We start from the raw sequence: 19,553 nt of genomic DNA on the forward strand, positions 1-19,553 counted from the left end.
GCACTCACCCATAACGTCAACGGGGCGCATCTGGTAAGATGTGCCCCGTTGACGTTACAGCGGATTGTTGCCCGGCTACTCCCAGTCCTGCCAGGGCAGTACTTCGCCCACGGCCGGGGCGTGCAGTTCCCCGCGCAGCATGCCGCCGTGGGCCACCATTTCCAGCTCCCGCAGGGGCTCCGAGGCGGGCTCGTCGCTCAGGTCGAAGGTGCCGTAGTGCATGGGCACCACGTGGCCGGCGCGGAGGATGTTGGCGGCCTTGGCGGCCTCGTGCGGGTTTACGTGGCTGAGCTGCATCATGTAGGCCGGTTTGTAGGCACCAATGGGCATCAGCACCACATCCAGGGGGCCGAAGTGCTTTTCTATCTGCTCGAAGTGCCCGCCCAGGGCCGTATCGCCGGCAAAGTAGAAGGTGCGGCCATCGGGCCGGCGCAGCAGGAAGGAGCCCCAAAGTACGTGGTTCATATCCGTAAGGCCGCGGCGGTGCCAGTGCGAAGCGGGCAGGTAGAACAGCTCAAACGACGCTTCCGGGCCCAGATCAAACTGCTGCCACCAGCCGGCTTCCTGCACCCGTAGCGTGGGGGCCATGCCTTGCAGCAGTCCACCCAGGCTCAGAGGGCCCAAGGCCAGCAGCTGGGGGTTCCGGCGGGCCACCAGCTTTACCGACTGCTCATCCAGGTGGTCGCGGTGGCCGTGACTGAGCAGCAGGTAGTCGATGCCGGTCAGGGCCTCGGGGGGGCAGGGCAGCGGGTGGCGGCGGCGCAGGCCGAAGGAGGAAAACAGCACCGGGTCGAAGAGCAGGGTGCGCCCGGCCACGCGCAGCAGAAACGAAGCGTGGCCCAGCCACACCAAGCCTTCCTCCGCACCGGCCAGAAACGCCGAGCAGTCGACCACGGCGGGTGCCCAGGTGTCTGCTTTCTTTTCTTCTTTCTGGGGGTTCTTGCTTAGCTGCCATTTAATGACCGTGCCGAAATCCGGCTCGTATAGCTCCTCCCCGTTGCAGTATTGGCGGCCTATCATCTTGTTGCCGGGGTACTTGGGCAGAATGGTAGGCAGGGCAGCGTTGCGGACGTAGCGGGGAGTAGAGGCCATAGACGGCAAAAGTGCCATTTTCTTTGGATGAATTTCCAAACGGCGGCATGAGCGTAGCGTTGGTTTGCCCGGGAATTGAAAAATTGCCCGAAAAACTATACTTCTTCCCGTAGAAATTTCTCTACTTTTCCGCTCACCCTACGCCGGCCTCAGCCTAGCCGCGGATGGCAGTTGACGGACTCGTATCATTTCCTGTAGGATTATGCCCATGATCTACTTCCCCTCCTTGCTGTTGAGAACCGGCGCACTGCTGCTTACAACGGTGGCTTGCCAAACTGAAAGTACCGTGGTGGCACCTACCGCTCCGCCCGTTGCGCACGTCGCTACCGGCTCCCTCGGCCTGGCCGGCGACCCGGCCGATGTTGCGGCTACCACCACCGGCGGAACCGTGCTGATGGGCGGTAGCGTGGAGGTAGACGCCGCCATGCGCTGGATGATCAGCAAAGCGGGCGGGGGCGACTTCCTGGTTATCCGGGCTTCCGGTACCGATGCCTACAATCCGTACGTATTTGCCGAGCTAGGCGGCGTCAACTCTTGTGAAACGTTGCTATTGAATTCGCGCACGTTGGCCAACGACCCGGAGGTGGAAGCCAAGATCCGGGGGGCGGAGGCCGTCTTCATTGCCGGGGGCGACCAGGCCAACTACGTCAACTACTGGAAAGACACGAAAGTGGAGGAGGCGCTCAACTACCTGCGCAACACCAAGCAAGTACCCATTGGCGGCACCTCCGCCGGCTGCGCCATTATGGGCCGCGACTATTTCGCCGCGCTCAACGGCACCGTCACGTCCGATGAAGCGCTGCGCAACCCTTACGTGAGCAAGGTCACCCTGGGCCGCAACGATTTCGTGGACAACCCCTGGCTGACCAACACCATTACCGACACCCACTTCAACAACCCCGACCGGCGCGGGCGGCTGGTAGCTTTCCTGGCCCGTATCAACAAAGACAACGCCACCTCCGGGGCCCGGGGCATTGGGGTAGACGAGCAGACGGCCGTCTGCGTGGAGCCCAACGGCACGGCCAAAGTGTTTGGCTTGGGTAAGGCCTACTTTCTGCAGCAAAACGGCGCCACCAACACCCCCGAAACCTGCATAAGTGGCACGCGCCTGCAGTGGTACCGCAACAAGCAAGCTGTGAAGGCTTACGTGGTACCTGGTACGGCCACCGGCACGGGTACCTTCGACCTCACCACCTGGCAAAACGGAAGCGGCGGCACCAGCCAGTTTTTTTACGTCGACCGCGGCAAGTTCTACGCGAATTAAACTAGTGCATGTACAGGCCCAGGCAACCGCCTGGGCTTTTTCTTTTATTCTTACCCTTTGCTGATGAGCATGATGCGTACCCTGTTTCTGGCGGCCCTGACTACGGGACTGGCCGCCTGCCAGCACACGCCCGACCTGGTCCGGCCCATTACCGCGGCTACCGCTTCCGCGGATGCTACTGGCTCCCTTGGGCTCGTGGGCGACGCTGCTGACGTAACCCGCACTACCACCGGCGGCACCTTGCTGATGGGTGGGGGCACCGATGTGGATGCGGCCATGCGCTGGATGCTTGCCAAGGCGGGCGGAGGCGACGTGGTGGTACTGCGCGCCACGGGCACCGATGCCTACAACAGCTACCTCTACGGGCTCGGGTCGGTGAACTCAGTGGAAACGTTGCTATTGAATTCGCGCACGTTGGCCAACGACCCGGAGGTGGAAGCCAAGATCCGGGGGGCGGAGGCCGTCTTCATTGCCGGGGGCGACCAGGCCAACTACGTCAACTACTGGAAAGACACGAAAGTGGAGGAGGCGCTCAACTACCTGCGCAACACCAAGCAGGTGCCCATTGGCGGCACCTCCGCCGGATGTGCCATTATGGGGGCCACCTACTTCTCCGCCATCAACGGCACCATTACCTCGGCCGCCGCGCTGACGAATCCATACAACTCCCTGCTTACGCTGGGCCGAAACGACTTTCTGAGCCAGCCGAATCTAACCAACACCATCACCGACACCCACTTCAACAACCCCGACCGGCGTGGGCGGCTGCTGGCCTTTCTGGCCCGGATGAGCAAGGACTACGGCGTGGTGCCCCGGGGCATTGGGGTAGACGAGCAAACGGCCGTCTGCGTGGAGCCCAACGGCACGGCCAAGGTGTTTGGGACGGGCACAGCTTTCTTCCTGCAGCAGAATGGCAGCTCCTACACCCCCGAGCGGTGCGTAAGCGGCTCTTCGCTGGACTGGTACCGCAACAAGCAGGCGGTGCGCGTGTACAAAGTGGTGGGCACCAGCACCGGGACGGGTACGTACAATGTAAGCACGTGGAGTGGCGGCACGGGCGGCAGTAGCCAGTACTACTATGCCAGCTACGGCACCCTGGGCGTTTCCTATTAGGACGCCGGGTCGGCGGACTGTTTAGCCACACCGCGCGCCACGGGCGGCAGTGCGGCGCGGCAATAAGCCGGTAGGTCGCTGATAGACAAGGGGAGGCAGTTGGGGTAAATTAACCTCAGCTGCCTCCCCTTGTGCTTTATCCGCCCCGGAAATTTCGTATCTAGCTTCCTGTTCTATTCTTTATGGCAGAGCTACGCACCTATCAGGCCTTTCCCACGGCCGGAGCCGCCTACCCGTTATTAGCCCTGCTGCGGGAGCACCAGATTCCGTTTGAAACGGTTTACGACCGGCCGCCCTTCGATGTCAACTTCGGGCATGCCGCCAGCAACCCGCGACTGGAAGTAAAACTCTACCCGGCTGACTTTGAAACGGTACGCCGCCTGGAAGAAGCAGCCAACCAACCCCAGGCCGATACCCTCGCTCCCGATTACTACCTGCTGGCTTTCAGCACGGATGAACTGTTTGAGGTGCTGACCAAAGCCGATGAGTGGAGCAGCTTTGACGTGACCCTGGCCCGCCAGCTACTGCGCGAGCGGGGCCACGATGTATCGGCCGACGTGGTGAGGCTGCTGCGCCGCAACCGGCTGCAGGTGCTGGCCCGCCCCGAGGAAAGCCAGCGGGCCTGGATTCTGGCGGGCTATCTGATGGCCTTGCTGGGCGGGCTGCTGGCGGTGTTCATCGGCTGGCACCTCTATTCGCACCAGAAACAGCTGCACGATGGTTCCCAGCGGCCCGCCTTCACCGCCTCCGACCGCCAGCACGGGCGCAATATCCTGGTGCTAGGCTGCATTGGGGCATTGGTGTGGCTTGGCCTGAGCTTGTACGCCGGTTTCTAGCTGCCAACGGGGCTGTGCCGCGGCCCCCGGAAGCAGGCAGCGTACTGGTCGGACCAGTGCCGGGTTAAGAAGCAATATTGCCGGGGCAGCACCGTATAGCGGCCGGGAAGGAAAAAAGGAAACCTGAGTTGAGCCGGCGTAACCGGGGTGGCAGGTACTGTCGTTGGCGTAGCGGCGGGCGTAGCGCTGGAATCTGCTGGAGCAGTGGCGGGGGCAGCTGCTGGCGTCGTCAGCGAGTCCGTTGGGGCGGTAACCGGTGCAGAAACCGGAGCCGCCAGGGAATCGGCTGGTGCGGGCGCCGGGGAAGGAGATGCCAGGGAATCGGACGCTGCAGGGGTGCTAGTTGCCGGGGTGGCAGGCGGCGGTACCGGCTGCTTGAGGGCCGGCGCCACCTTGCTGACCTTGCTCTTGCGGGATTTAGCCGAAGGCCGCCAGTTGGCCCAGCTCAGGGGCGAAACGCCGAAATACACGTTGCTGCCCATCCGGTTTTTACCGCCCAGCAGGGAGCCCAGGTCGTTGGTGCCCAGCAGGAAGATTCCTGCCCGCGCCGATACCCCAAAAGCCGCCGTGCGGTAGTTATTGGTGAGCAGCACGGGCGTAGCCACTTCCAGCCAGCGGGTTTCCAGGCGGGGCGTGACCGAGGCATAGGAGAACGTGCGCATGCCGGGGGCAAAGCGGCCCCGCAGGTTTTGGCGCACGGCCGCGTTGAGGTAAAACTTCCAGCTTAGGTGGTAGTCCACGTCCACGTTCAGGGTGGTGGGCAAGCCCATCCGGAAGCTGGTCTGCTCCTCGTAGCGGTCGGTGCGCAGGATAGCGCGAATCCGCTCCTCCACGTTGTTTTCGTCGATGCCCTCCAGATCAGCCTGGCTGACGCCCAGGTTCGAGGCCGTCACGTCGTAAGCGGCGGCGTTGGTGCGGTAGCGGATGCCACCAATATCGGTCAGGGCCACCGATACGCGGTATTTATACTTGTTGCGCGAAGCGTCGGGCCGCCGCTCGCCCTTTTTGGTGGTGTAGTAGTACGTGGCATGGTCGGGCCGGAACTCGTACACTACCCCCAGGTCGGCGCCCCAGCCACTGCCGGGGCCGGAGCCTTTCGTGAGCCAGCGCCGGGCCGTGTTCAGGTCCAGGTTAGCCAGCTCGCTGGGGTTGGAAAAGCCCGCACCCCCCTCGAAGCGGTGCAGGCGCAGCACCGTGTCGCCGGTAGTGGCGTTATCAGGCAATATCTCGTAGTCGAGCTGGCGGCTTTGTATGTAGGCGGCCCCCAGTCCAATCAGCCGCTTCAGCGTAATTCCGGCTTTCAGAAAGTGGGCTTCGTCGTTGATGACTGTGCGCCCGTAAGTCAGGTTCCACTCCGCAAAGGCGTTCATGTTGAAATTGAACGTATTATCATCGGAGCGGCGCACGCCCTCAAACTCGTTTACGGCATCCTGCAGCAAGGAGGCCGACACGGCATTGCCCTGGAAAGCGGTGCGCACCCGGGTCTGAAACGCCAGGCCGTTGTTGGCATTCAGGCGCACCTGTAGGCCGGGGCCGCGGGCATCGAGGCCCAGCCCCACCAAATGCCGGGGCTTGTCGTTGCGCAGGGTGAGGTACTCGGGGGAAAATTCCAGGCCACTACCCGGGTTTTTCAGCGACCAGGGCCCGGTGTAGGCATACGCCGTGTTGGAGGCCGTGACATCCAGGGAAAAAAGCTGCAGCTGAAACAGGTAGCGGCTGTCGGCCACGGTGGCTGGGTTCCAGAGCACTTCGCCCAGGCCGTGGTAGTTGCCGTGGGCCGGACTGAGCGTGGGCTGACTTAGGGCCGGGGTAGAGAGGGCCAGGCCCAGGATAAGCGTCAGACGGGTAGAAAGTTGCATAGGCAGGTAATAGGAGGGAGGAGCGAAGCAAAAAGGAACAGGCGGCCGGCAAAAAGCCAACCGCCTGGTAGCGTAGTGATTTGCTAGCAGTTTAAGCTTAGCAAGATGCGAGGCCAACTCAGCAGCTACAATACCCGGATGTGGGTATTTTGGCACTGCTGTTTTCTATCAGGACCACCCAGCTTCAGACCACTGCTGGCCGAAGGCAGGCTGCCGGAAAGCAAATCCCCGTAGCCCTGGCCGCCAGCAAACCGGGGCAGAGCTACGGGGATTTACCAGTGTTTTTTGAAGGAAGTAGGTAGCCGATTGGGTTCGGTGCCTTCAGTCCTTACTTGGCTTTGGCGTCCAGCCAGGCGGCGCGGAAGGCCAACTGCTCGGGGGTGGGCTGCTGCCCGGTTTTCTCCGTAAGTACTACCTCCAGCTCCTCATCCTCTTGCAAGGTAACCGGGAGGGTGCGCACCTGTCCCCGGGAGCGTACCTCTACCTGCACCACGTCGCCGGGCTTGTGCTTGCCTAGCAGCTTCTCAAATGCTTTCTGGTCTTTCAGCGCCTTGCCGTCCAGTTTGAGCAGTTGGTCGCCCCGGTCGAGGCCCGCCACATACAGCGGGTCGCCGAGCAGGGTGCCCGAGCCAACGGTGAGCTGATTGTTGACAAACTGCAGGCGGCTGACTCCCAGGCTGGCGCGGCCGGCGTGGGCCTTGCGCACCACCATGCCCGCCGGGGCCAGCAATGCCGTGAAATTGGGCAATGTATGCCCCTGAATGTGCTGACGAAAGAACTGACCGGCAAAGGCAGTATCCCGGGCTGTTTTGCCTAAGATGCGCTGCAGATCTGCCAGGGTGTAGGGCCGGGCCGGTGCGTAGTCGCGCTGGGGCTTGCCGTGCTGCTGCCACACTTCGCGCATGAAAGCATCGAGGTCTGTCTTGAACCGCTGACGTAGCTCCAGGTCCAGGGCCAGGGCGTTGGCTCCACCAATAAGGTAGTAGCTCAAATAGGTATTCGAGCGGTTATTCGGGTCGATGGCGGCGGCGGCATCCACGAAGGGCGCCTGCTGGCTCATGTGCACCGGCGAGAACCGCTTAGCTCCCGGAGCATTCAGCATGGCATTTACCAGCCCCGACAGGTCGTTGGCAGCAAACTGCTCATTGGTGAGGGCACCCGAGCGGCGCATCAGCAGGTCGCCGTAATATTGGGTGAAGCCTTCGGCAAACCAAAGGCAGCTGCTCATGTTGGCCCGGTCGAAGCGGAAAGGCTCCAGGTCGCGCGGGCGGATGCGCTCCACGTTCCAGCCGTGGAAGAACTCGTGCGACACGGTGCTCAGGTTGCCGAGGGCGCCTTCCTTGCTCAGCGGGCGGGCATTGGTAACGGAAGTGGAGTTACGGTGTTCCATCCCGTCGCCGCTGGCTTGGGGCAGGTAGTTGGCCACAAACGTATAGCGGCCGAAGTCGTAGTCGGGCAGCCCGCCGAAGATGGCCGCGGCTTCCTTCACTATCTTCTTGGTTTGGTCGGCGTAGGCATCCAGCTCGGCATCGGTACCAGTGTGCAGCACGGCCAGCTCAATGGTTTTTCCCTGCTCCTGCCAGGAGCGCATCTTCTGCGGGCCCAGGGATGTAGGCGAGTCCATGAGGTATTGCAGGTGCGGAGCGGTGTATACGCCCGCCGTGGCCGTGGGCTGCAGCTGGGTAGCTACCTGCCAGCCGGGCGGCAGGGCAAAGCGCACTTCGGCCGGGCGCTGCTCCAGGCCGTCGGCGTAGGCCAGGGTTGCCGGGATGTTGAGGTGAGCGTGCTGGGCATCAATCCCGGCATAGGTGCCATCGGTCCGGTCGCCGTAGAGCGTGTAGCTGAACTGGACGGTGCCGCCGTGGCCCGTCACCGTCCAGCTGTACGGGTCGGGGTGGGCGAGGGGCAAGGCGCGGCCCTGGGCGTCGGTGGCCCGCACCTCGTAGATGTTCTTGGCAAACTCGTGCAGGGCATAGCGCCCGGGGGAAGAGCGGGCCATGTGCACCTGCAGGGGCTTTTCCGCCGGCAAATCGGTAAAAGTCACCTGTACCTGTGCTTCGTGGTGCACGGCATTGGGGAAGCTCAGCGCGTAGCGCACAGGAGACTGGGCCCGCGCACCCGCCCCAAAAGCCAGTGGCCAGGCAAGCGCCAGCAGAAGAGAAACGGTAGATTTTGGCATAGAGCAGGAAGATAGGGAAGAAGTCGGTAGGGTAAATGTAGCAGACGACCGGCAACCTGCCGCTTACCCGGGCGGCAATCGGGCGGGCAAGTGGGGGCGGTAGTAGCCGGTAGCGGGCCACCCGCCAGCAGGCTGCTGCTGGGGTTGGTTCGGGAAGAGTACAATCCGGCGTTCTGCCGTTCTGCCTGCGGGTTATACGAAGCTACATCGAAGCTACTACGAACCAACAACGAAGCTACTACGCCCGAAGTACGGTTGCCTTCCTTGGGAAAGTGCTATGCGTAGCCTTAGGGCCGCGGGGCCGCCGGCCGCGTACCGGCTTTATGCCGGGTGAAACACCACCGCTTCTACCATACCCCCGTAGCCAGACTGCGCCGGCCCGGCCAACAGGCCCACGCCTGCCAGGGCAGCGCGGATATCGGGGAGCTGCCGCCCGCTGATGCCGGTGGTAAAACCGAAAAACCAGTACATAGCCTTTAGCAGGGCGTGCTGCCACCAGGCGCGGGGCGGGGCAAAATCGGCGACCAGCCACGGCGCCTGCGGTCGGCGTGCCCGGTTTAGCCGCTGAACCAGCTCGTGGAGCCGGGCCGGGGCGAAGAGGTCCAGCAGGAAAAACGTCAGCACGGCATCAAACTGCTCTTGCGGGGCCAGGGCTGCCTCCGTGCCCAGCCGAAACTCTACTTGCCCCATGTGCTGGGGGGCCTGCCGGCGCAGCGTTTCCTGGGCCTGCCGCAGCATTTCGGGCGAGGCTTCCAGGTACAGCACCTGGGCCTGGGGGCGGAGGCGGAGCAGCTCGGGCAGCACCCACCCGGTGCCCCCGCCAACAAGCAAGACGTGCGGGCTCCCCGTAGGCAAGTAAGCCAGGGCCCGCTGCTGGGCCCGCTGCAGACTGCGGCCAAACACCAGCCGGGAGAGTGGGTCGTAGAAAGCCGCCACCCGGTCGAAGCCAGCGTCGTTATAGAAAGGAGAAACAGCCAAAAAATCGAAATATTAAACTGCCTGGAAGCGCCCGGGCGTGGGGCAAGCCAGCACCTCAATGCAGCTTTTCTGCCACGGGGCCGTTAAAGCTACTCACTCCTTTACGCATCCCTGCATTTCTATGACCCACCACCTGCGCCGCCTGCTAGCCGGAGCCGCCCTGTTTCTCACGGAGTTTGCCCTGGTGCTGCTGGTGGGGGTACTGGGCGTAGCCGGGTTTCTCTACATCAGCCGGGAAGTGCTGGACCAGGATGCCGCCCCGTTTGACGAAGCCGCTTTCCGCTGGACGAAGGCCTTCTTTGGGGCCGGGCGGCAGCCGTGGGTGGAGGCCATTACCTTTCTGGCCTCGCGCAACTTCATCGTGCCCGCGTCCCTGGCGCTGATTGCCTGGTTCCTGGTGCTGCGCCGGCACCGCTGGTACACGCTCATGGTGCCGGTTGTGGCGCTGGGCGGCATCTGCCTGAACCTGGTGCTCAAAAACCTCTACCAGCGCCCCCGGCCCCTGCTGCCGCTCACCTCGGCCAGCGGCCTGAGCTTCCCCAGCGGCCACGCCATGATTTCGGCCTGCTTTTACGGCTTGCTCATTTACTTGGTGTACACGCACGTACGGCAGCAGCGTTGGCTGCGCATAGCCCTGATCGGGTTTTTGAGTTTGCTGATTCTGTTGATTGGGGCCACTCGCGTGTATTTGCGGGTGCACTACGCCACCGATGTACTGGCGGGCCTGCTGGCGGGTGGCACCTGGCTGCTCATGGCTATTCCGCTGCTCCGAAGGCTGGAAAAAACGGTCAAAAAACAGTTTAAGCACAGTCCGCAATTAACTGAAAAACAGGCCTAGTAGCGCGCATTCGCAATTTATTTTACGAAAAAAGTAACGCCTGCCTTGACATTCCCGGAATTAGGCGCGTATCTTTGCAACGTCAAAAGGCCAGACCCCTCGGAGTTTAAGCCCAAGACAAAAGCTGCGCTTGTGGCGAAATTGGTAGACGCGCTGTCTTCAGGCGGCAGTTCCGCAAGGTGTGAGAGTTCGAGTCTCTCCGAGCGCACCACGAAAGCCGGCCCTTTTCAGGGCCGGCTTTTTTGTTTGGGCCTTAGTCTGCGGGGCGTCCTGACCTCCCAGGAAAAGGCTGCGTTGAGAAAATACGTATGCGAAACGTTGTTGCCCGTCTGCTGGCCCGCTTAGCTGTTTTTACCACCGAAGCCGCGGTGCTGGGGCTGGTATTTGGGGCGGCCCTGCTCCTGTTTTTCTACCTCACCCGGGTGGTGTTCGTAGAGAAGTCGGCGGCCCTGGATAGCTGGGCTTTTCAGCAGATGGATACCCTACGAGCTGCCTGGCCGGGCCTGACGCCCTTGGCTCGTGGTATCACTCTATTTGCTTCGTTGCCTTTTCTGGTAGCAGCTGGGCTGCTGATTCCTGGAGGGCTGGCCCGGGTCGGCTACCGCCGCGAGGCCTGGGAAGTGCTGCTGGCCGTAGCCGGGTCAGCCTTGTTCAACCAGCTGCTGAAGGTGCATTACCAGCGCGGGCGGCCCCTCTCGGCTCTGCTGCCCCAGCCCGGCCTGAGCTTTCCCAGCGGCCACGCCATGATCGGTATGGCTTTGTACGGGTGCCTGGCCTGGCTGCTCTGGCGCCACGCCCGACGGCCGGGGTGGGCCCTGGTGCTGCTGGGCTGGGCTTTGCTTATTGGCCTCACCCGCATCTACCTGCACGTGCACTACGCTACCGATGTGCTGGCCGGTTTTGCGGCCGGACTAATGTGGCTGGCTTTGCTCCGGTTGGTGCTAGAGTTTAACTTTCACGCGCAGGGCAAGTAAGCCCTTCACACCCTGCAGCTCCTCCAGCTCCAGTTCTTCTACCTCGGGCTCCAGCAGGTTGCGGTCCTGTAGGTAGTCGATATACTCCATGTATTCGGTGGCTTCCCGGGCCTGGCTGTACACCAGGGCCAGGAGGCCCGGCTGGGTGAGCCGCTCCCCGGTGCCCTGCACCGTGGCCTTGTCGATGCGCTTCTTGATGATTTCGTAGCGGATGTTGTAGGCGCCGTCCACGTCAAACTGCCGCTCGTCCTGCCGGAAACGGATGCTGAGCGGCTGCCCGTGCACCAGCACCAGCTGGGTGGTTTCCAGGGGCAGGGGCAGCTGCTTTTTCAGGGCCGCCGTGCGCCGGGTAATTTCCACCATGGCCAGGAGCTGCCACAAGCGCAGGTTTTTCAGGAAAATCAGATCGAAGGGCTTGTTCTCTACCAGGGAGGCCCCCACGTAAATGTTGAACTCTACGCCATCGGTTTTAAAGCGCTGGAAGTAGTGCGGAAACATCTGCTGAGCCTTCTGTTCCTCTTCGTCGAGGTAGTCGCTCACCATATCGTTGAGCATGGTCACGCTCTGCTCAAAGGCTTTGCGCCGCTTGTAGAGAATGCCCAGCTCCGGGTCGATGTTGTTCCAGTACTCGCCAATCACGGGGCGCAGCTCCGGGGTGTTCTGCGCAAGGTACTCGAACAAGGGCTCTACCTGGGTGCGCAGCGAGTCCAGGATGGTGACTTCGTCTCCCGTTACCAGTCCCTGGCGCAGGCGGCGCAGGTTTTTGTTTACGTAGAACTTCAGCTCATCCAGAATGGGCAGGGCCTGGAGTTCGGAGGCTTTTTTCAGGGCCTTGTTGGCCAGGGTAAGGTGCTCAATTAGGTCGCCCTGGATGGCTTCGTTGCGGGCCGTGCTGCTGCCCCGGATGTCGCTGGAGCCGTGCAGGGGGTACACTTCGTGAAAGACAATGTCTTCCATTTCCGCGTTCTTGTTGCCGTCTTCCAGCTGGCTGAGCAGGTTGAGGGCCGCGTCGGTAAAGCGCCACTCCATCGTAGGGTGGATGGCCGTGAATTTTTCCTTCACAATAGCCTGCACCCGCGTCTGAATTTCCTCGGCGTTGCGCTTCACGGCCACCGCAAACAGCGGCACAAACTGATTTACTTTCTCCAGGCAGAACTCGTCCAGGTCGCCCACCTGGGGCGAGCCGAGCTCCAGCAGCCCTACTGTATCGTCGCCATAGGGCAGCAGGGCCAGAATAGCCGAGCGGATGCCCAAGGCCAGAATCTGTTGGCGCAGATCTTCGGGCAGGTCGGCGGTTTCTACGTTTTCCAGCACCAGGGGCTGGCGGTCAATGAGCAGGCGGGCGTAGAGCTGGCGAAAACCGGCGCTGGCTTCCTGCTGCTTGGCCAGCTGCTTGGTAATAAAGCTATGGTTGATTTTGCGGCCAAAGTCCACGAAGGCCCGCTTCTTTTCGTCGTAGGCGGCTATGCCCAGCTGTAAAAACGGCCGCCCAAACAGCACCCGCAGCTTCTCCTGGATCTGCTCTAGCCGGTCGGAGGCTTGCAGCACGTCGCGCTCCAGCAGGTCGTATTTGAGCTCCGAGAGAATTTCCTGGTCGGTGACGTCTACTAAGTGAATGATGTTGAAGCCGCTCAGCTCAAAATGTTCCGGCGGCAGCACTTCCTTCCAGACATCCAGCCGGTGCAGGTTGTGGCTGAGGTATTCGATCTGCTCGGAGGTAAGCTCCGGGGCGGTATCTACTACCTGCACTTCCACAAACGTGGAGTTGAACTCTACTCCGTAGTGCCGGTAAAGGCCAATGCTGTAGTCGGGCACCGTGAAAATAATGGTGCTGTTCAGGGGCAGCTTCACGCCGTAGACCTTGTCCAGAATCAGCATATAGGCCATGCGCGCCATGTAAATTTCCATGGTGGCGGCGTCTACATTCAGCGGCTGCTTCACGCTATGGTTGGCGTTGAGCAGCACCTCGGCAAAACGCGGGGTCTGGTAGAAGCTGTAGCGGGTGAACGGGGGCGTCACGCCGCTGATATCGGTATCAAAGGAGGCTGGCGGAAACACGGCCAGCATCAGCGTTTCCGTCAGGTCGCAGCCGCATTCCAGGTCGCGCAGGTCGGTGATGTTGCCCCGGCTCCAGGCGGCTTGCTCTACCTGCGTCATAATGGCCTTCGCCAGCATGGCCGTGCCTTGGTTGGCATCCTGCTGCCGGCTTTCCCAGTAGCGAATCAGGGGCTCAAAGCTGAGCGAGGTTTTAAACGGAAAAAAACCGGTTGAGGCCGGGCGTTCCAGCGTGGCAGTAGTGGTCATAAACGGGAGTCGAGGCGCGGCGCCAAGGCAAACAAGCTGCGCCAATGGCCGTGCAGCCCTATACGCGAAAAGCGCCGCTTGGGTGGCCTACTTACGGACGAGCTTGATGGGAACGGCGCCGTTATTGGCCGCCGGGTCGACCACATCATAGGGTTGTCCGTCTACCCGCAGGGATTTTTTGCGGTTCTGGTAGCAGGTGCAGCAGCCATCGGCCTCAAAACCGCCGTCAATAACCACATCCGTCAGCTCGTAGCGCTGGGCCGGATTCGCTTTAGGCAGCAGGAGGCTGTAGGTATAGTCGGTCGTCTGGAGCGTGTCGCGGGCCGGGAAAGGCGTGGTACGCTCCAGCAGGAGGGGAGCGGCCAGCGCCTGGCGGCTGCGTACCACTTGCACCGTATCGGCCCGGCGCGGGACTTTCTCGCTGATGGTGCGGCGAATCAGCTGGATGGTGTCCAGCTCCGCCGCCCGAAACCCCTGACCCGTTGCCGCAGAATCGAGGCTGAACTGCAGGTAAAAAGCATCGGCGTGGGCATCCTGACAGTCGCAGGCAGTGCTGCCGCAGCAGGCTCCCAGACCCGCCAGGAGCCCAACCAATAAAGTGCCGAGAGAAAAACGTGGTGCCATCAGGCGTAAAGATAGGGCGCCGGCAGCACGGCGGGGCCCCGCCCGCTAGTTTTTCACGAAGCGCTGGGTTTCGGTGCCGGTGCGCGTAGTGATTTTGACGTAGTAGGTCCCGCGTGCCAGCTCCTGGGTGGGCAGGGGCAAGGCATGTTCCCCTTTCTCCTGCGGTTGCTGCAGCAAGGTGCGCACCACGGTGCCTTGGTTGTTGAGTAGCTCCACCAGCACATTGCCCGGCTTGGGCACGAAGTACTGTACCTTGCTAAGCGGCACTATGGGGTTGGGGAAGATGGTGATAGACCCCGTGGCTTTTGCCTGCTCGGTGACGGCGCCGGCGCGGAGCGTGGGGGCTGCTTTCGGTACCAGCAGCAGAAAGCGCACCGGGGCAAAATATACGTCGGGCTGGATGAGCTCCGGGGCGGGGCGGCCAGAGGCGGCGTGAACCAGAGAGTCGGAGGCATACTTCTGCCGGATAACCCGCAAGTCGGTAGACCACTGTGCCCGCTGAGGCTGCACATCGGAAGCCAGCTGCGCAATAAGCGTTTCGTAGGGTTGGGCCAGCTGGGCCACTTCGCGGAGCAGCAGCTGGCGGGCAGCGCGTAATTCCCGGGCCTGCTGGTGCTGGGCCTCCGTGCGCTGCTTTTCCGGTCCCGGGCGCCGCAGCAGGGTGTGCTGCTCCTGCAGGCGGCGAAGCTGGGTACGGTAATCGGCGAGGCGGGCCTGGTCGGCGGCCGTCAGGTAGGGCTCCAGCTTCAGGCGCTGCTGGCGTACCAGAGGCAGTACCTGCTGGCGCACGTAGGTTCGCGCTTCCCGGTGGCCGGGAGGCTGCGGACGGGGCGCCCCCAGAGAAAGTGAAACAGGAAATACCAACAGCACCGCAAGGCGCGCCAGGGAAGAGAAAAATGGCTTCATAAAGACAGCAACGAACAAACCGACCATGTTGCTATAGAGCCAGCGGACTTCCTGGAGTTTAATGAGGCAAAAGAAAAACCGCTCGGGCAGGTAGCCCAAGCGGTTTTTCTTTTGGTATTCAAGTGGTTTGCCGGTCTGAGGCAGGGCTACTCTTCGTTTGGTTGCGTAGTAGATGCCGCCGCGGGGGGGAGTTCGTAGCCAGCCGCCGTGCCCGATACCTCCATGGGGCCGGTGCTGATAAGCCGGGTGCGCAGGCGGGCAGAGGCACTATCGAGCTGGGGCTTGATTTGGGCCAGAGCCTGCCGCAGGGCTTCGGTATCGGCCAGGCGGGGCGCTGAGGTTTGGGAGTAGCCGTGGTACATGGCCACGCGCACATTAGAGTTGCCCGTGCCCACGTACGAGCCTACCACTTCGCCGTTGGCATCCAGCACCTGAAGCTCGGCGCGCAGGCGCGTGCGAAAATATTCTACGGGAATACCTAGCAGGCTAGGCGTGAGCATTCCCAGCATTTGAATGACGTGAAACCCCTTGCCGGCCCGCGTCAGCTTGGCCTCGGTTACTTGCAGCTTTACGTACCCGAATTTGGCGCTGCTGTCGTTCGACTCCAGCAGGTTTTGCTTGGCCTCCCGCTGAAACAGCTGGATAGGATCTGTCGTGGCCTCGTCCTCGATGCGGTTGAGGGGGCCATTTTCTACTGCTACTTCCAGGGCCGGCAGGCGGGTAGACAGAGCCGAGGGATTGGGCTTAAACATGATTCGGTCGGCCGAGCGGCAGCTGCCCAGAAACAATGCCGGAAAAGCACAAAGCACCATAACGTAGCGTAGTGTCAGCATAAGAGTAGCGGGGAGGGACAGGGTTTAAGATTTCGAAGGTAACATACTGATAGATAAATACGTGCACTCGAAAATAGAATAATAACAATTATTTTTTGTTCTATTCCTTTTTAGCCTGATATTGTTGCTTAAGTTATATTTTTAAACAGCAGCATTCTACAAAATGTAAGGTTTAGGTGGCCAAATCACCTGAATATGTTGTAAAATATAATATAACTATACAAAGAATATTTTGATAATGGCGCTAGGTGGCTTTGAGCATCCTATCAAAGCCTCAAAGTAAGCCCGACCGGTAAGCCCCGGCATGGGCTCCAGGGTTGCTGGCATGCCGGGAGTATGTGAGGCTTGCCAATAAACAAAGCCCCGGCTCTGCAGACAGAACCGGGGCCGACTAGGTGGTACAAATGCTGGATTAGGCTGGGTGCGCCAGGCTGCTGTCGGCTTCGGCCAAATCCAGCACCGGGTCGGAGGCTACGTAGTTATCCACAAACTCCCCTTCCCAACGGGCAATAACCGCCGAGGCCAGACAGTTGCCGATTACGTTTACGGCAGTGCGGGCCATATCCATCAGCGCATCAATGCCCAGGATGATGAACACCGGCCAGTCGGGCAGATTGAACGAGGCCACCGTAGCCAGCAGAATAACCAACGACGCCCGTGGCACGCCCGCTACCCCCTTGCTGGTGAGCATCAGCGTGAACACCATCACCAGCTGCTGCCCAAACGACAGCTCGATGCCGGCTGCCTGGGCCACGAATACGGCCGCCAGGGAAAGGTACAGCGTAGTGCCATCCAGGTTAAAAGAGTAACCCGTAGGCATCACGAAGGCCACCACCCGGCGCGGCACCCCAATACTTTCCATGGCTTCCATGGCCCGAGGTAGGGCAGCCTCCGAGGATGTGGTGGCGAAGGCAATGCTGACGGGCTCCGCAATGGCCTGGATGAAGCGCTTGATGGGAATGCGCGCAATAAGGGCCACCGGCAGCAGCACCAGAATCAGGAAGGCAATGAGGGCCGCGTAGAGCGTGAGCAGCAGCTGCACGGCATTCAGCAGCGGCCCGAAGCCCATTTTGCCCACGGTGTAGGCAATGGCACCACCCACGCCCAGCGGGGCAAAGAACATAACCACGTTGGTGAACTTGAACATCACCTCCGACAAGCTTTCCGACCAATCCAGCATGGCTTGGCGGTGCTTGCCGTGTACCATAGCGAGACCAATGGCGAAGATGATGGCAAATACGACCACCTGCAAAACCTGCCCCTCCGCTACCGACTTGGCAATATTTTCCGGGAAAATGTGGGTGATAATATCGGCCGCCGTTTGCTTGGGCGCCTGGGCAATGACCTCGTTTACGTTGCTATTGGCCCGGGCTGCCGCCAGCACCGCCGGCGACAAACGACCCGCCTTGGTTAGGTTAATAGCGGCCAGCCCGATGAACAAGGCAAACGTAGTGACTATTTCAAAGTAAACCAGGGACTTCACGCCCATCCGGCCTACTTTCTTAAGGTCAGCGTGGCCGGCTATGCCCACGACCAGCGTCGCAAATACCAGGGGCGCAATAATGGTTTTCACCAGCCGCAGGAACACGTCACTGAGCACCTTCAGGCTCTGGGCTTCTTTGGGAAAGTCGGCGCCTACCTCGGCCCCCACGAACATGCTAACCACAATCCAGACCGTGAGGGAGCGGCGCTGCGTGGCGTAGGCTACCATGGCGGCCAGGGCTCCCCAGCGGGCAATGAGCGGCACCACGGGGTCGAGGGCCAGCAGGTGAGCGTTGACGAGTGCGGTAAGAACGGCGGCCAGCACGAGCAGGAGCCCGGCCAACAAAGCATAACGCGAGAACTTCATGCGAAAATCAGGCAGGATAGAAGTGGGAAGTGCTAGCAAAGATAGGTTATTAGGCCGGCGCAGCTTGTGCCGGCATTATTCCTAAGCTTTGAAGCTTGGTAGTGCCGCAACCTCGCCTCCTGCTTACCTTGGCACTTTCCTGCTTATACCCGCCCTATGCTACTCTGGACTATTGAAGCTCGCCCGCTGCCCCTGCGCTATACCTGGAAAATTTCCCGCAATGCCTCGGATGCGAAAGTCAACCTGCTCATTGGAGTACGTAGCCAGGGAGAGCCGCCGCTGGCTGGCTGGGCCGAAGCGGCGCCCAATGTGCGCTACGGTGAAACCCCGGAGCGGCTGCAAGCCGAATTTGCGGCCCTGCAGGGCGCGGGGCTGAGCGAGGTAGGCAGCGAGGAGGAACTGGCAGCCCTGCTGCAGGCTCACCCCGTGGCGCAGGCATTGCGCTTTGCGGTGGAGGCCGCCTACCTCCACCACCAGGCGCTGCGGCTCGGGCAGCCAGTGTGGCAGTACCTGGGCGTGCCGGCCCCGGCAGCGGCGGTGCCCACCGCGTTTTCTTTGCCCATTATGGCGCCCGAAGACGTCGCCTCTTTTCTGCAGCAGCACCAAGCTTCCCGGTTTGCCTTGCTGAAGGTGAAGGTAAACCAGGAAAGTGGCTTGGCTTTGCTGCGGGCCGTAGCGGCCGCCTTGCCCGGCAAGCCGCTTATCGTGGACGGTAACGAAGCCTGGCCCGATGCCGACAACCTACTGCAGTTTCTGGAACAGTGCCAAACAGTAGCGGGGCTGCAGGTACAGGTGCTGGAGCAGCCTCTGCCAGCCGCCTGCGTGCCCGACTATCAGTACCTGCGCCCACGCAGCCCATACCCGCTGTTTGCTGATGAATCCGTGACGCACCACGCCGACTTTGGGGAAATTGCCGGGCAGTTTCACGGGGTAAATATGAAGCTCATGAAAGCCGGCGGCTACCGGCAGGGGGTGGAAATTCTGCGCCAAACGCACGCGCACGGCCTACAAGCTATGGTAGGCTGCATGGTCGAAACGTCGTTGGGCATCTGGTCGGCGGTGCAGGTAAGCGGCCTGGCCCAAGTGCACGACCTGGACGGCTTTCTGGTTATAAAAAAAGACCCCTTCGGCTTCGTGCAGGAAACCCAAGGGGCCGTAGTGGCACAGGCAGCAATGCCGCAAATAGGGAACGGGCTTACTTAAGCTGCTGCAGCTGCTGCTCCAGTTGTTGGATCTGCTGGTCGAGCTGGGCTGTATCGGTGGGGCGCTGGGCATTTACGCTCAGCAAAGAAATCTTTTGGTTGAGCAGCTGAATCTTCTGGGCCATCAGATCCAGGCGGGTGCTCAGCGTGGTCAGGCGGGCGTCAACGTCGGCGGGGGAGGGGGCGGCACCGCGCTCTACATAAGGGTCAAACTTGGCCCCGGGTTCGGCTTTCTGGCCCCGGGCCGCAGCCGCGCTGGCTGGGGTGGCAAACACAATTTCGCCTTTGCTGGTTACGTAGTCGCCTTCCTGAAGGGTCGTGATTTTGCCCCCGGGCAGCTCCACAATGCCGCTTTTGTAATTGACTTTGGTGCCGTTGCCCAGGCGCACGTTCTGCGTGAGCGGGGTGGGACGACCATTCTGCACTAGCACGACGCTGCCGTTTTGCATCAGGAAACGGTCGGAGGCACCCGTGGTAACGGCGCCGGCGGGTTTCGGCGTGGTTTTGGTTTGGGCAGTGGCACTTAGCGAGGCCGTGAGGGCCAGCACAACGAAAGCAGAGGACAGGAAATGGCGCATAGCGGGTTGAAATCAGGAGTATGAGCCTGATACGCAGCCGAAGGTATCAGGGATAAATGGGAACTTGCTTCCGAAAAAATAATCTTCCATTTCAGGAAACGATGTTTGTACATTAAATGTATGT

General features: G+C 61.3%; 16 protein-coding genes and 1 tRNA gene. 7 read left to right on the plus strand and 10 right to left on the minus strand.

The genetic code is table 11. The features are described from left to right. Nucleotides 1–75: 75 nt before the first annotated feature. Nucleotides 76–1,092: an MBL fold metallo-hydrolase gene (locus HER32_RS16115; protein ID WP_168682600.1), complete on the minus strand. Its 1,017-nt coding sequence runs from the start codon at nt 1,090–1,092 to the stop codon at nt 76–78. 202 nt (nt 1,093–1,294) lie between these two features. On the opposite strand from HER32_RS16115, the gene HER32_RS16120 reads away from it, so the two are divergent. From HER32_RS16120 to HER32_RS16130, 3 genes are all read left to right on the plus strand, one after another. Further along, on the plus strand, nt 1,295–2,356 hold the full coding sequence (locus tag HER32_RS16120; protein ID WP_232066286.1) for a cyanophycinase: 1,062 nt from the start codon (nt 1,295–1,297) through the stop codon (nt 2,354–2,356). Between the two features lie 69 nt (nt 2,357–2,425). Beyond that, on the plus strand, nt 2,426–3,469 hold the full coding sequence (locus HER32_RS16125; protein WP_149070170.1) for a cyanophycinase: 1,044 nt from the start codon (nt 2,426–2,428) through the stop codon (nt 3,467–3,469). 182 nt (nt 3,470–3,651) lie between these two features. Beyond that, nucleotides 3,652–4,305 carry a hypothetical protein gene (locus tag HER32_RS16130; protein ID WP_168682602.1) on the plus strand — a complete coding sequence of 218 codons (654 nt, stop codon included), beginning with the start codon at nt 3,652–3,654 and terminating at the stop codon, nt 4,303–4,305. Here HER32_RS16130 and HER32_RS16135 read toward each other — a convergent pair. The 3 genes from HER32_RS16135 to HER32_RS16145 form a co-directional block, all read right to left on the minus strand. After that, the gene (locus tag HER32_RS16135; protein ID WP_168682603.1) at nt 4,302–6,164 is read right to left on the minus strand and encodes a DUF5723 family protein; all 1,863 of its coding nucleotides are present in this window, start codon (nt 6,162–6,164) and stop codon (nt 4,302–4,304) included. The two genes, HER32_RS16130 and HER32_RS16135, sit on opposite strands and share 4 nt — an antisense overlap. Before the next feature lie 328 nt (nt 6,165–6,492). Then, on the minus strand, nt 6,493–8,343 hold the full coding sequence (locus tag HER32_RS16140; protein ID WP_149072417.1) for a M61 family metallopeptidase: 1,851 nt from the start codon (nt 8,341–8,343) through the stop codon (nt 6,493–6,495). Nucleotides 8,344–8,664: 321 nt separating this feature from the next. Beyond that, a complete protein-coding gene (locus HER32_RS16145) occupies nt 8,665–9,321 on the minus strand; it encodes a class I SAM-dependent methyltransferase (RefSeq protein ID WP_168682604.1) in 657 nt (218 codons plus the stop codon). Between the two features lie 121 nt (nt 9,322–9,442). Between HER32_RS16145 and HER32_RS16150 the strand changes: the two genes are divergently transcribed. The 3 genes from HER32_RS16150 (at nt 9,443) to HER32_RS16160 (ending at nt 11,133) form a co-directional block, all read left to right on the plus strand. Continuing rightward, complete coding sequence (locus HER32_RS16150) at nt 9,443–10,159, plus strand: phosphatase PAP2 family protein (RefSeq protein ID WP_168682605.1); 717 nt, start codon at nt 9,443–9,445, stop codon at nt 10,157–10,159. Between the two features lie 126 nt (nt 10,160–10,285). Then, nucleotides 10,286–10,370, plus strand: a tRNA-Leu gene (locus HER32_RS16155). Between the two features lie 97 nt (nt 10,371–10,467). Next, entirely contained in the window at nt 10,468–11,133 is a 666-nt protein-coding gene (locus HER32_RS16160; protein ID WP_168682606.1) for a phosphatase PAP2 family protein, read from the plus strand. On the opposite strand, the gene HER32_RS16165 is transcribed toward HER32_RS16160, so the two are convergent. The 5 genes from HER32_RS16165 to HER32_RS16185 form a co-directional block, all read right to left on the minus strand. After that, nucleotides 11,101–13,437, minus strand: a complete 2,337-nt coding sequence (locus HER32_RS16165; RefSeq protein WP_149072421.1) for a GAF domain-containing protein — start codon at nt 13,435–13,437, stop codon at nt 11,101–11,103. The two genes, HER32_RS16160 and HER32_RS16165, sit on opposite strands and share 33 nt — an antisense overlap. Nucleotides 13,438–13,524: 87 nt before the next feature. Next, complete coding sequence (locus HER32_RS16170; protein WP_149072422.1) at nt 13,525–14,061, minus strand: hypothetical protein; 537 nt, start codon at nt 14,059–14,061, stop codon at nt 13,525–13,527. A gap of 45 nt (nt 14,062–14,106) precedes the next feature. After that, the gene (locus HER32_RS16175) at nt 14,107–14,967 is read right to left on the minus strand and encodes a T9SS type A sorting domain-containing protein (protein ID WP_168682607.1); all 861 of its coding nucleotides are present in this window, start codon (nt 14,965–14,967) and stop codon (nt 14,107–14,109) included. Between the two features lie 146 nt (nt 14,968–15,113). Then, nucleotides 15,114–15,800, minus strand: coding sequence for a hypothetical protein (locus HER32_RS16180; protein WP_168682608.1), 687 nt, complete (start codon nt 15,798–15,800; stop codon nt 15,114–15,116). Nucleotides 15,801–16,212: 412 nt separating this feature from the next. Further along, nucleotides 16,213–17,649 (minus strand): dicarboxylate/amino acid:cation symporter, encoded by a 1,437-nt coding sequence (locus tag HER32_RS16185; RefSeq protein ID WP_168682609.1) that lies wholly within the window; start codon nt 17,647–17,649, stop codon nt 16,213–16,215. 156 nt (nt 17,650–17,805) lie between these two features. On the opposite strand from HER32_RS16185, the gene HER32_RS16190 reads away from it, so the two are divergent. Then, a complete protein-coding gene (locus HER32_RS16190) occupies nt 17,806–18,852 on the plus strand; it encodes an enolase C-terminal domain-like protein (RefSeq protein ID WP_168682610.1) in 1,047 nt (348 codons plus the stop codon). Here the strand turns inward: HER32_RS16190 and HER32_RS16195 are convergent. Continuing rightward, complete coding sequence (locus HER32_RS16195) at nt 18,845–19,429, minus strand: DUF6799 domain-containing protein (RefSeq protein ID WP_168682611.1); 585 nt, start codon at nt 19,427–19,429, stop codon at nt 18,845–18,847. The two genes, HER32_RS16190 and HER32_RS16195, sit on opposite strands and share 8 nt — an antisense overlap. Nucleotides 19,430–19,553: the final 124 nt, after the last annotated feature.

Origin of the sequence: Hymenobacter sp. BT18 (assembly GCF_012273015.1) — a bacterium.
In the GTDB taxonomy this organism is placed as follows: Bacteria; Bacteroidota; Bacteroidia; order Cytophagales; family Hymenobacteraceae; genus Hymenobacter; species Hymenobacter lutimineralis.